Source organism: Labilithrix sp. (assembly GCA_019637155.1).
Classification (GTDB): domain Bacteria; phylum Myxococcota_A; class Polyangia; order Polyangiales; family Polyangiaceae; genus Labilithrix.
Map to the genome: position 1 here is coordinate 239,374 of JAHBWE010000016.1, position 12,467 is coordinate 251,840.

Annotated in this window: 8 protein-coding genes; 3 read left to right on the top strand and 5 right to left on the bottom strand. The window is 70.7% G+C overall.

The genetic code is table 11. The features are described from left to right. Window positions 1–11 precede the first annotated feature (11 nt). Together KF837_31765 and KF837_31770 are read left to right on the top strand one after the other, a co-directional pair. Window positions 12–1,457 carry a protein kinase gene (locus KF837_31765; protein MBX3231946.1) on the top strand — a complete coding sequence of 482 codons (1,446 nt, stop codon included), beginning with the start codon at window positions 12–14 and terminating at the stop codon, window positions 1,455–1,457. Further along, window positions 1,444–2,394 (top strand): hypothetical protein, encoded by a 951-nt coding sequence (locus KF837_31770; GenBank protein MBX3231947.1) that lies wholly within the window; start codon window positions 1,444–1,446, stop codon window positions 2,392–2,394. Before KF837_31765 ends, KF837_31770 begins: the two co-directional genes overlap by 14 nt. Here KF837_31770 and KF837_31775 read toward each other — a convergent pair. The 4 genes from KF837_31775 to KF837_31790 form a co-directional block, all read right to left on the bottom strand. Then, complete coding sequence (locus KF837_31775) at window positions 2,391–3,374, bottom strand: hypothetical protein (GenBank protein ID MBX3231948.1); 984 nt, start codon at window positions 3,372–3,374, stop codon at window positions 2,391–2,393. The genes KF837_31770 and KF837_31775 overlap by 4 nt on opposite strands. A 4-nt stretch (window positions 3,375–3,378) precedes the next feature. Next, window positions 3,379–8,055: an AMP-binding protein gene (locus KF837_31780; protein ID MBX3231949.1), complete on the bottom strand. Its 4,677-nt coding sequence runs from the start codon at window positions 8,053–8,055 to the stop codon at window positions 3,379–3,381. Window positions 8,056–8,132: 77 nt separating this feature from the next. After that, window positions 8,133–9,095: a hypothetical protein gene (locus tag KF837_31785; GenBank protein ID MBX3231950.1), complete on the bottom strand. Its 963-nt coding sequence runs from the start codon at window positions 9,093–9,095 to the stop codon at window positions 8,133–8,135. Then, window positions 9,092–9,958, bottom strand: coding sequence for a hypothetical protein (locus KF837_31790; protein ID MBX3231951.1), 867 nt, complete (start codon window positions 9,956–9,958; stop codon window positions 9,092–9,094). Before KF837_31790 ends, KF837_31785 begins: the two co-directional genes overlap by 4 nt. Before the next feature lie 60 nt (window positions 9,959–10,018). Between KF837_31790 and KF837_31795 the strand changes: the two genes are divergently transcribed. After that, window positions 10,019–11,614 carry a von Willebrand factor type A domain-containing protein gene (locus KF837_31795; protein MBX3231952.1) on the top strand — a complete coding sequence of 532 codons (1,596 nt, stop codon included), beginning with the start codon at window positions 10,019–10,021 and terminating at the stop codon, window positions 11,612–11,614. Between the two features lie 8 nt (window positions 11,615–11,622). Here KF837_31795 and KF837_31800 read toward each other — a convergent pair whose 3' ends face one another. Beyond that, entirely contained in the window at window positions 11,623–12,411 is a 789-nt protein-coding gene (locus KF837_31800) for an alpha/beta hydrolase (GenBank protein ID MBX3231953.1), read from the bottom strand. Window positions 12,412–12,467: the final 56 nt, after the last annotated feature.

The following is a 12,467-nucleotide window of genomic DNA, read 5'->3' on the forward strand; positions in this document are numbered from 1 at the left end:
ATAATCGAGGGATGGGGGCCCTCCGCCCAGGCTACGAGGTCACGCGCGAGCTCACGCTCGTGCGCCGGCTCGGCGCGGGCGGAATGGGAACGGTCTGGCTCGCGAGTCACAACAAGCTGAAGACCGACGTCGTCGTGAAGTTCCTCTCCGAGGCGCTCGCGAGCGACGCGGAGGCGTGCGCGCGCTTCGAGCGCGAGGTGCACGCCACGCTCCAGGTCCGCAGCCCGCACGTCGTGCAGACGCTCGACCACGGCATCACCGAGAGCGGCATTCCCTACCTCGTGCTCGAGTGGCTCGAAGGTCACGACCTCGCGAAGGAGATGCGCGCGCGGGGGCCGCTCCGTCCCGACGAGATCATGCACGTGGTCGAGGGGCTCGCGTCCGCGCTCACGAAGGCGCACGAGCGCGGCATCGTCCATCGCGACATCAAGCCGGCCAACGTCTTCCTCGTGAACGGATCGCCGCGGCCGTTCGTGAAGCTCGTCGACTTCGGGATCGCGAAGCGGCTCGAGGACGAGACGATGACGGCGACGAACGCGCTCCTCGGCACGCCGGCCTACATGAGCCCGGAGCAGATGGACGGCACGTCGCCGGTCGACCACCGGACCGATCTCTGGGCGCTCGGCGTCCTCACGTTCCACATGATGACGGGGCGCGCGCCCTTCAAGGGATCGCACATCGCGCACATCGCGCACGCGATCATGCACGGCGAGCGGCCGCGCGTCTCGACGGAGCGTCCCGATCTCCCGCCCGCGCTCGACGCGTGGATGGAATGTGCGCTCGCGCGCGATCCGGCGCAGCGGTTCGCGAGCGCGCGCGAGCTGTGTGACACGCTCGCGAACGCGTTCGGAGAGGTCGCGTTCACGACGAACCGCCGCCAGGCGCTCGCGTTCGGCACCGGCCCGCACCTCCCGCCCGGCTTCGCGCCCCCCGGCTCGCAGCCTGCGCCGATCTCGAGCCCGCTGATGCTCACCCCTTCGGTCCCGATCACCGTCGGCACCGTCGGCAACACGATCGACGTCGGCGCGACGCTCGGCCCGACCGCGAACACGCACTCGCCGTACGGCTCGTCGCCGCGCGTGAAGTGGGGGGTGATGGCCCTCGCGATGCTCGGCGTCGTGGGCATCGGCCTCGCCTATCGGTTCGGCAAGCAGAGCGTGGCGTCGTCTCCGCCGCTCGAGGCCACGTTCGACGCGCCGCCGGCGATGACGGCGCCCGCGACCGCGGTCACCCCCGTCGCGAACGCGACCGAGACGGCCGCGCCGCCGCCGCCGATCGTCACGGCGCCGCCGCCGAGCGCGTCGAGCGTCGCGGTCGCGCCGCATCCGCCTCCGCCCGCCCCGCCGCCGGCGGTCCGGCCGGTACCGAACCGCAAGACCCCCGCGCGGCCGCCGCCGTCGCCGGGGACCAAGCCCAAAGGCAACGGAGCGGGTGACAGCGACGATGTTGGGTTCTGAGCGCCGGACGGCGCGCTGCCTCCTCGGCGCGCTCGCGATCCTCGTCGTCACCAGCGCCGCCGCGGCCGAGCCGACCGCGGCGGAGCGCGAGACCGCGCGCACGCTCCTCCTCTCCGGCCGCGAGAAGAAGAAGAACGGACAGCACAAGGAGGCGCTCGCCGACTTCGAGAAGGCGCACGCGATCATGCACGTCCCGACGACGGGGCTCGATCTCGGCAAGACGCAGGAGTCGCTCGGGCTCCTCGTCGAGGCGCGCGCGACCTTCCTCGAGTCGGCGCGGTTCCCGCCGCAAGCGAACGAGCCGACCGCGTTCAAGCGCGCGCGCGAGGAGGCGAAGAGCCGCGCCGACGCGATCACGCCGCGGCTCGCGACGCTCACGGTGACGGTCCCCGCCGGCGCGAAGGTGAAGCTCGACGACAGCGAGATGTCGGACGCGAGCGTCGGCGTGCCGCTCAAGGTGAACCCGGGCAAGCACCAGATCGTCGCGTCGACGTCGAGCGACGAGAAGCGCGCGAGCGTCGACCTCGCGGAGGGGGAGACGAAGGCGATCGAGCTCGACGTCGCGGGCGCGGCCGAGGCTCCGCCGCCCCCGCCGCCGAAGCCGAAGGCCACGACGACGACGACGAGCACGCTCGTGTGGATCGGCGGCGGCGTCGCGGCGGCGGGCGTCGTCGCCGGGAGCATCACCGGCATCATGGCGTTCAGCGCGAAGAGCGACGTGTCGACGCGCTGCGAGAACAACCGCTGTCCGCCGTCGGAGGACGCGAAGATCGATCAGGGGATGCTCTACGGCAACATCTCGACCGTGTCGTTCATCGTCGCCGGCGTCGGCGCGGGGATCCTCGTCTACGGGCTCCTCAACCCTGCGAAGGTCGAGCAGGCCGCGTCGCGCCCGACGTTCTACGCGAGCCCGTTCGGCGTCGCGGGCACGTTCTAGAGCGACCTCATCAGCACGAGCTTCGCGTGGACGGTGCGCGTCTTCTTCGCGCCGATGTCGGTGAGGTCGAACTCGGCGACGGTCGCGCCGGCGGCGACGTCGGCGCCGCTCGGCGATCCGGGCGCGTTCGACCGCGTGACGACCGCGGTCGGCTTGGCGGTGGGCGTGATCGGCTTCTTCGGATCGTTCCCGCTCGGGAGGACGACCTTCGACTCGACCGCGATCGTGAGCTCCGCGCGCTTCACGCCGCGCATCTGGATCTTCGCGGACGCGAGCGACTTCACCGCGCGCGCGCGCACGTCCTCCCAGCCTTGCGCGCCGGCTTTGCCGGAGGCGCTCGACGACGTGAGCTTCAGGTCGACGACGATGCCGCGCTCGTCGATGACGGCGACGAACGTCGCGGTCCCTTGCTCCGGCGCGAAGCCCGCGTGCGTCGCGGCCTCGAGCGCGGTGATGACGGGGCCCTCCGGCCCGAGGCCGAGCGCGTGATCGCGGGCGCGGAGGGCGTCCTTCACCGCCTGCTCGGCGCGCTTGTCCTCGGGGATGTACATCGGATCGGCCGTCGCCGTCGTCGCCGCGCCGTTCGTCTCCGCCGATCCGGCGGGGAGAACGCCGCGGCCGAGGAACGGGTTGATCTGCCCCGGCGCCGCGATGCCGAGCGACAACCCGGAGACGATCCAGGTCCCGTTGCTCGCGACCGGCGCCGGCTCGCTCGGCGGCGCCGGTTCGCTCGACGCCGCGCTCTCGGTCGTGCTCGGACCGGAAGAACCAGGGACCACCGCCATCGCGAGCGGGGCGCTCGGCGCGGGCGCGGCCGGCGCGGTGCTCGGCTCCGTGATGATCTCGTCGAACCCGACCTCGAACGGCGTGTACGTGGGCGGCGCCGGCTCGACCGCCTCGACCGGCACCTCGATCCCGCGCACGAGCGCGAAGACGGCGACGTGGGCGAGCGCCGAGACGACGAGGACGCGGCGCAGCATGACTTCAGGATAGAGCGAAGACCTTCTGGAACGTCATCAGAAGGCTCACGTCGTTCGATTTGATCGCGCCGGAGAGGAACTCGGCGGGGCCGGGCGTGTACGCGTCGCGGACGATCTTCGTGAAGATCTCCGCGCTCGTCTTGAGGACGCAGTCGGCGGTGCCGCCGGCGGGCTTGCCGAGGGAGACCTTGCAGTCGTCCTTCGAGACGACCACCGTCCACTTCGCCATCTCGTCGCCGCCGAGGGTGAAATAGAAGGAGACCGGTTTGTCGACCGCGTCCTTCTGGAACTTGCTCTCGAGCTCCGCGAAGAGCGTGACGAGCGGGTGCTCCTTCGGCTCGTTCTCCTCGAGCGTCTTGAGCCGCGCGCAGTCGAGGATGGTGCCGTCCTTGAGCGCCTGCACCGCGCGCCGCGCGAGCTTCGCGACCTCGCGCGACGCGTCGCCGGCGGAGAGGCCCTTCGTGAGGCGGCGCATGTCCGTCACCGCGATCGGCGGACCGATCCGCGCCTCGAGCTCGCGCTTGAGCGGGACCTTGCTCCCCTTCGGCATCGCCTCGCGCGTGCCGGAGAGGTAGAGCGGGAGGATGTCGACGCCGTAGGTCAGCGCGAGGTGTCCGAGCAGCGGCTTGAACTCGTGGAGGTCGCCGTCGGTCGAGCGCGTGCCCTCCGGGAAGATGAGCATCGTTTTGCCGCTCGAGAGGATCTCGCCCGCCTGCCGCTCGCTCGCGCGGAGGCCGCCCTTGCGGTCGACCGCCTTCAGGTTGGTGAGGTTCTCGAAGAAGGCGCGCTGGAGCGAGTTCTTCTCGAAGAAGTAGTCCTGCGCCGCGAGGGTGGTGATGTCCTCGCCGTACTTGCCGAGCGCGTGCCGCACGAAGCCCATGTCGAGGTGGGAGCCGTGGTTCGCGACGACGATCGTGTTGCGGTTGTGCGGGATGAACGCGCGCCCGACGATGTTCGAGCGCATCACGTCGCCGTAGAACATGTCCTGGAAGACGCCGATGAGCCTCTTCCCGCGCTCCTGGATCGGAGACGGGAGCACGATCGGTTTGTTGCCGTCGTCGTCCTCTTTACGGCCCTCGATCGCGTAGCGCGACTTCACGATCTGCTGCGGGCGCAGCGACGCGCGCTCGGTGCCGACGAGGTTCTCGACGTCCGCGACCGTGCGGCACGCCTGGAGCTGCTTCGGCTCGATCGCGCCGTACTTCGCCTCGAGCGCGACGAGGAGCTCCGTGAGCGAGAGCGAGTCGAACGCGAGGTCGTCCGCCATCGTGCTCTCGCCGTGGATCTCGGCGGCCTTCTTGCCCTTCACCGCCGCGATCGCGATCCGGACCGGGCTCGAAGGCGCGTCGCCCTCCTCCGGCCGCGCCGTCGCCGCGATCATCCGCTCGAGGATCGCGCGCGCCTCGTTGCGCTTTACCTTGCGCGTCGCCGTCTTCGGGAGCGGCGCGTCGTACAGGTGCATGATCGCGGGCTGGCGTCCGTACGGCAGCTTCGCGATCGCGGAGCGGAGCGCGCCCATCGCGCGGTCGTTGCGCGCGCCGCGATCGATCGACTCGTCCTCCTCTGGCACCGCGATGCACGCGACGCGCTCGCCGCCGGAGCGGCCCTTCACGCCGACGATCGCGATCTCGAGGAGGTGGGGGACCTTCCCGAGCATCCGCTCGATGTCGTCGGGGTACACGTTCTCGCCGGTGGACGTGACGATGACGTCCTTCACGCGACCGACGATCTGGAGGCGGCCCTGGCGATCGAGCTTGCCGAGGTCGCCGGTGTGGAGCCAGCCGTCGTCGGTGAGCACCGCCTTCGTCGCGTCGAGGTCGGTGTAGCCCGCCATCACGTTCGGGCCCTTCGCGAGCACCTCGCCGACGCCGTTGTCGTCGGGGGAGTCGATCTTGATCTCGACGCCGGGGATCGCCTTGCCGACCTGGCCCGGCGGCGAGCCCGGCTTCGCGACGGTGAGCACCGGCGCGGCCTCGGTGAGGCCGTAGCCCTCGGTGAGCTTGAGGCCGATGCCGCTGAAGAGCTGCTGCGTCTCCTTCGGGAGCGCGGCGCCGCCGGAGATGAGGTAGCGGATGTTGCCGCCGAGCCCGTCGTGGACGGGGCCGAAGAGGACCTTGCCGAGATCGATGCCGGTGCCCTTCGAGAGCTGGCGGTTCAGGTCCGCCATCACGTCGAAGAGCTTCTCCACGATCGGGCCCTTCGCCGACACCTGCGAGAGGATGCGGCGCTCGAGGAGCTGCCACACCGCGGGCACGCCGACCATCGCGGTGACGCGCGCGTCCTTGAGGCCCTGCGAGACGCGGCCGCCCGAGAGCTCGTCGAGGTAGACGACGCGCGCGCCGCGCGAGAAGGGGAGGAGCATGCCGCACGTGAACTCGAACGTGTGGTGGAGCGGGAGCACGCTGAGGAGTCGATCGCCGCCGGAGAGCGGGAACAGCGGCGCGAGCGCGGCGATGAGGGAGGTGAAGTTCGCGTGCGTGAGCATGACGCCCTTCGGCCGCCCCGTCGTCCCGCTCGTGTAGATGAGGCTCGCGACGTCGTCGTCGTCCACGTCCACGTCCGGGCGCGCGAGGGTCTCGTCGGCGGCGGTGACGTCGGCGAGGAGATGGGTGGAGAGGTCGCCGAGCGTGTCGCCGAGGCGCTTCTTCACCTCGTCGTCCCAGCAGACGATCTTCGCCTCGCTCTCCTTCACGACGTTCGCGAACAGCGCCGGCTCGAGCGCGGGATCGATCGGCACCGCGGTGCCGCCCGCGCGGACGATGCCGAAGAACGCGATCGCCCAGTCGGGGTGGTTGTGGCCGGAGAGGACGACGCGATCGCCCTTCGAGAGCCCGAGCTTCACGAGGCGCGCGGCGGCGGCGTTCGCGCGCGCCCGCACGTCGAGGTACGTGACGCGCGCGATGCCGTCGTCCTCGAGGCGGCCGAAGGCGAGCGCGTGCTCGTGGCGCTCCGCCATCTGGTCGACGAGCGACGCGAGCGTGTCGTGGGACTTGAGCGGCTTCAGCTCGCGCTTGTAGCGCTCATCCATCCACGGGATGACGCGCTTCTCCATCGCGGGCATGTGCTGATGGAACCAGTAGTCGGGCCAATCGAGCTTCTCCGGCGCCCAGGGGAGCTTCGCGCGGTCCTCCTCGCTCATGCGCGCGTAGGCGGCGCGCGTGTTGGCGCACGAGAACGGGCCCTTCGCGTCGGTCGTGAACGGCGCGAAGAGGCGGAGGATGAAGTCGACGCGCTCGCTCTGCGCCGCGGCGGACTCGAGCGCCTTCGCGGTGGGCTTCGCGACGCCCCTGAGCGGCCCCGGCGCGGAGCCGATCGCCTTCGACGCGGCGCGCGCGAGCTTGCCGATCGCGCCGGCGCCGTACGCGTTGTAGCGGTCCATCGTGACCGCGGCGGGCTCCATGTACGCGTGGAAGACGTTCGCGACCGGGTTCCCCTTCGCGCGGCGCTTGAAGTACTGCCGCTTGTAGAGGCCGGTGAGCTCGCCGCTGCGCTCGGCGGTGAAGAGGTTCGAGTCGCTCGTGCCGTACTGGTAGACGGGCTTCGCGGTGCCCTCGAGCATCTCCGCGAGCGTGATGACCATGCCGTAGCAGACGATGTCGGCGGGGACGAAGTCGAGGACGCCCTTGCCGAGCGGCACCTGGTGCACGCCGCGCATCGCGAGGTAGATGATCGGCGCGGAGGTGCCGATGCCCTCGTTCCAGCCGGGGAACGGGAAGGCGAGCGTGCTCTCGCAGCAGGCGGGGCGCGCGATGGTGTAGCGGATGCCGGAGCGGGCGAGGATCTGCTCGCCGATGCTCTTCGTGTACGTGTAGATGTTGGGCCAGCCCCAGTGCTCGGCGCGCTCGAGCCCCGCCGCGACGAGGCGGTCGGACACGAATTTGCGCTTCACGTTCTTGAGCTCGGCCTCGAGCGGCACGCCCATCGTCGGCTCGCCGCGGCGGACGAGGTTCTTCGTCGCCTTCTCGAGGAACTCGCTCTGGCGGAACGCGTCTTCGCAGCGGCTCTTCGCCTGCGCGATGATGTCGAGGCAGTCGGTGATCTCGCGCTCGGGATCCCACAGCTCGCGCCCGAGCTCGTCCGCGCGGGGGAACGGATACGTCGTGCCGGGGGCCTCTTCGAGGATGAGGCCCTGCCGGTTGCCGACGACGTAGCAGGTCGACGTGTGCATGAGCGGCACGTCGCCGAGCGCGCGCACGAGGGCGACGAGGTTCTGCGCGCCGAACGCGTTCGTGTCGAGCGCCTCGTCGAGCGGCGGGTTGAAGTCGACGACGCCGGCGACGTTGACGACGCAGTCGACCTGTCCGCGCAGCGCCTCGACGTCGACGCCGCAGTTCTTCCGCGCGACGTCTCCGTCGATCGGGACGACCTTCTCGCGGAGGAAGGCCTCGAAGCCGTCGCCGTGCTGCTCCTTGAGCGGCTGCATCGCCTCGCTCGTCGCGATCGTGCTCCAGAAGCGCTCCTCGCTCGTCTCGGTCTTGGACTTGCGGACGAGGAGGTAGATCTTCCCGAGCTCGGGGTAGCGCGCGAGGATGAGGATCCAGAAGATCTTCCCGAGGAAGCCGGTGCCGCCGAGGATGAGGAGGCGCTTGCCTTTGAACTGGGCGCTGACGTCCAGCCGGGCCTGGGCCGCCGCGGGCGCGGCGGTTCCATTGATCCCGTTCGAGTGCACTTCTTGCGGCATGGGTCCGCGTGCTTACCGCACACCCCAGGACGCGGCAATACGAGGGTGATGGCTCGAAATTGTTCGCGAATTTCGGGCTACTGCGAGCAGAAAAACAGGCCGACGCCGAGGCTGCCGCCCTCGCACTTGCCGTTCGTGCACGAGCCGAAGGTCCCGCACTCGACGTTGCGGGTGCAGGCGCCGCCCGGCGGGATCGTCACCCCGCACTTCTGGGTGTTCGGATCGCAGAACGCTCCGCGCACGCAAGCTCCCGTCGCCGCGCAGTCTTCGCCGACCTCCCCGAACGCGACGCACGTCGCGCCGCTGCCGCAGAGCGCGCCGGCCACGCAGCTGTTCTGCCCGTACCCCTCGCACGCCTCGCCGATCGCGCTGCGCTTCTTGCACACGCGCGGCTCGCCGCCCCTGCCGTAGCTGCAATAGAGGCCGTCGGCCTCCCAGCAGACCTCGCGGCGCGGGCCGTCGCCGCTCGCCGTCGTCGAGGTCGACGTGCCGTCGAACGGCGAGGTCGCCTTGTCGCCGAGGCACGTGTCGTTCTCCTTCGCGCGGACGTAGACGACGCACGTCCGGCTCGTGCCGCCGTCGGAGCTCGACGAGAACACGCACTCCACGTCGCCGCTCGGATCCGGGGCGCACTCCGCGTCCGACTCGCAGACGGCGCCGGGCTGCTTCGTCCCGCTGCCGGTGCGCGTATAGACGCCGTCGCACGTGTCGTCGACGGCCTTGCCGCCGAGGTCCTCGCAGAACGTCGGCGCCGACTGCGCGCTCCGGAGCGCGGCGAGGCAGGCGTCGGCGCGCGCGGCGTCGAACGCGACGTCCTCGGACGCGCCGCCGAGCGCGAGGAGCGCGCGGCACGTCCCGCCGTTGTACGTCTTGCCCTGCTTCGGACAGCACGTGCCGCCGAGGATGTCGCAATACTCCGTCGCGAACGAGGACGTCGTGGCGCCGCCTCCTCCCGAGGTGCCGCCGCCCCCGCTGCACGCGACGATCGCGCTCGTGGTCGCGACGACGCCGAAGAAGAAGCTCCGAACGCGCGTCGTCAATCGCACACGAGCGCGAGGCCCGCTCCGCTGCTGCTCTCGCCGCCGCACTTGCCGTTGAAGCAGCCGATCGCGCCGCACTCCTCCGAGCTGGTGCACGCTTCTCCGCGCTTCAGCACCGGCGTGCACTTCTTCGTGTCGCTCTTGCAGTACGCGCCCTTCACGCACGGGTTGTTGCCGAACGAGAAGCCGCACTCGCCGCCCTCGGCGACGAGCTTCGCGCACTTCTTCTCCCGGTCGCACGAGAGGCCGTCGGGCCGCCAGCAGACCCCGACGCGCGGGGCGTCGTCGCTGCCGCTGAAGACGAAGGAGTCCTCGTCCTCTTTGTCGCCGACGCACGCGTCGCCTTCCTTCGCGCGGACCTGGACCTGGCACTTTCGCGTGGTCGCCTGCCCGGTCGAGAACGAGGCGCACTCGACCTCGCCGTCCGGCTGCGCGGCGCACTGGCCTTCGCCGTCGCAGAGCTCGCCGGGCTGCTTCGTCCCGCCCGCCGGCGCGGCCTCCTTGAAGACGTCCTCGCACGCTTGGCTCTGCGTGTCGTCGTCATCGTCGTCGTCGTTGCAGAACGCCGGCTGGCTCTGCGCGGCGCGGAGCGCGTCGAGGCACGTCTGGCCCTTGGCCGGATCGTACGTGCCCGCCTCGCCGATGATCGCGTTGTAGAGGTTGACGCACTTCTGCTGGTTGTACGTCTTGTCGACCTTCGGGCAGCACGACCCGATGACGTCGCAGAACGACGCGATGAATGCGCTCGACGTCGACGCACCTCCGCCACCGCCGCCGCCCGACCCGCCGCCGCACGCGACGACGAGCGCGGTCGTCGCGAGAGCTCCCCCGAAACCCCGACCCCAGAGCGAACGTAGCCTCATCCGTACGAGGATAGCGAAAGGTCTGCTGTAAGGCAGCTCTTTGGGCGGCGTTGAGAGCGCATGTCGCCTCGCTCGTCCCTCGCCGTCGCCTTCGTCCTCGCCCTCGCCACCGGTTGTGGCGCCGGAAGCGGCTACGCCCCGGCGAAGGAGCCGATGGGCGATCGCTATCGCTACTACGCCGCCGCGCCCATGCAGATGGCCTACCCCGGCGCTCCGCCCTCGGAGGAGGCGCCCGTCGCGCAGCCGGCGCCGGAGGCGCAGGGCACGGAGGGCTTCAAGGACCACGGCGTCAATCCGTTCGTCGACGCGAAGAAGGACCGCCTCTCCACGTTCTCGATCGACGTCGACACCGCCTCGTACTCGTTCGGGCGCCGGAAGCTCGTGCGCGAGAACACGCTCCCGCCGTACGCGTCGGTGCGGGCGGAGGAGTACCTGAACTCGTTCGACTACGGCTACGAGACGCCGTCGGCGAACGACAAGGCGCCGTTCAAGGTGCACTTCGCGGCGTCGCCGTCGCCGTTCACGCAGGGGCATCACCTCGTGCGCATCGGCGTGCAGGCGAAGCGCGTCACGGCGCAGGAGCGGATGCCGGTCCACCTCGTCTACCTCGTCGACACGTCGGGCTCGATGAGCCCCGCCGATCGGCTGCCGCTCGCGAAGAAGAGCCTCGCGCTCCTCACCGAGACGCTGAAGCCCGGCGACACGGTCGCGCTCTGCACCTATGCGGGCGACACGAAGGTCGTCCTCGAGCCGACCGGCGTCGACGACAAGCAGAAGATCCTCGCCGCGATCGCGTCCCTCGGCGCGGGCGGCGGCACCGCGATGTCGAGCGGCATCGACGCCGCCTACGCGCTCGCGAGCCGCACCCTCGTGAAGGGGCACGTAAACCGCATCGTGGTCCTCTCCGACGGCGACGCGAACATCGGCCGCTCGAGCCACGAGGAGATCCTCAAGACCATCGCGCAGTACAAGGACAAGGGCATCACCCTGTCCACGGTCGGCTTCGGCTCCGGCAACTACAAGGACACGATGATGGAGCAGCTCGCCGACAAGGGCGACGGCAACTACACGTACATCGACGGGGAGGACGAGGCGCGCAAGGTCTTCACCGAGCAGGTGGACGGGCTCCTCCAGGTCGTCGCGCGCGACGTGAAGATCCAGGTCGAGTACGACCCGAACGTCGTCAAGCGCTACCGCCTCATCGGCTACGAGAACCGCGACATCGCGGACAAGGACTTCCGCAACGACAAGGTCGACGCGGGCGAGGTCGGCGCGGGTCACTCGGTGACGGCGCTCTACGACGTCGAGCTCGTCGATCCGGCGAAGGCGGCGGCCGCCCCTCCGCTCACGCTCCGCATGCGCTGGAAGCCGGCGAAGAACGCGCTCCACGGCGGCGGCGATCAGGCGTCGGAGGAGACCTTCAAGATGCCGGCGAGCGCGATCGCCCCGTCGTTCGAGGAGGCGCCGGAGAGCTACCGCTTCGCCGTCGCGGTCGGGGCGTTCGCGGAGGTGCTGCGCCGCTCGCCGCACGCGGCCGACTGGAGCCTCGACAAGATCGGCGCGATCGCCTCGAACGCGACCGCCTCGCGCAAGGACCGGACGGAGCTCGTCTCCCTCGTCGACCGCGCGGCGCGGCTCTCGGCCAAGGCGCGCTGAGCCACCGACTACGGCGCGCCGGCGACGAGGTCGAACAAGGCCTCGGCGTTCGGCGCGGCGCCGCTCCCGGGCCAGAAGAGGTCGGCGTGGTGGCCGCGCTCCACGCGAACGAGCTTCGCGTTCGGCAGCGCGGCGGCGACCTTCTCGCCCATCGCGAACGGGATCAGCTCGTCGGCGTCGCCGTGGATGACGAGCGCGGGCTGCTGGATGCTCGGCGCCTTCTTGATCGTGTCGAGCTCGTGGCTCATGAGGAGCGAGACGGGTAGGAACGGCGCGAAGCGTCGCCCCATCGCGGCGATGTTCGTGAACGGCGAGACGAGGACGAGCCGCGCGCCGTGCCCGCGGTGGGCCATCTCCGCCGCGACGCTGCTGCCGAGCGACCAGCCGAAGACGACGAGCCGCTCGTTCGTCACGCCCCGCGCGCGGAGCCACGCGATCGCGGCGTCGCCGTCCTCGTAGAGCATCGCTTCGCTCGGCGGATCGCCGTGGAGCGTGCCATAGCCGCGGTACTCGACGAGCAGCACCCCGAGCCCGCGGCGCCGGAGCTCGGTGCCCATCGTGACCCCGTGGAAGATCGTCTCCCCGTTCCCGTGGAACATGACGACGGTGCGCGCGCCGTCGGGCGCGGGCCAGTGGATCCCCTCCGTCGCGCCGAAGCGGACGAGCGACGCGTCGGGATCGTCGATCCGCGGCGTCCCCGCGATCCGCGGCGCAGGGAAGAGCATCCGTGGATACGCGAGCCGCGCGACGCCGCAGAGCGCGAGGTATCCGCCGGCGATCACGGCGAGCGCGATCACGAAACCCCGCCGCCGCTTCGACATGCAGCTCCTCGCATGCCCCCTCCTACCATCGT

Coding starts and splice junctions, on each gene's coding strand:
- KF837_31795 (MBX3231952.1), top strand. CDS start 10,019: ATGTCGCCTCGCTCGTCCCTCGCCGTCGCCTTCGTCCTCGCCCTCGCC.
- KF837_31765 (MBX3231946.1), top strand. CDS start 12: ATGGGGGCCCTCCGCCCAGGCTACGAGGTCACGCGCGAGCTCACGCTC.
- KF837_31775 (MBX3231948.1), bottom strand. CDS start 3,374: ATGCTGCGCCGCGTCCTCGTCGTCTCGGCGCTCGCCCACGTCGCCGTC.
- KF837_31790 (MBX3231951.1), bottom strand. CDS start 9,958: ATGAGGCTACGTTCGCTCTGGGGTCGGGGTTTCGGGGGAGCTCTCGCG.
- KF837_31770 (MBX3231947.1), top strand. CDS start 1,444: ATGTTGGGTTCTGAGCGCCGGACGGCGCGCTGCCTCCTCGGCGCGCTC.
- KF837_31780 (MBX3231949.1), bottom strand. CDS start 8,055: ATGCCGCAAGAAGTGCACTCGAACGGGATCAATGGAACCGCCGCGCCC.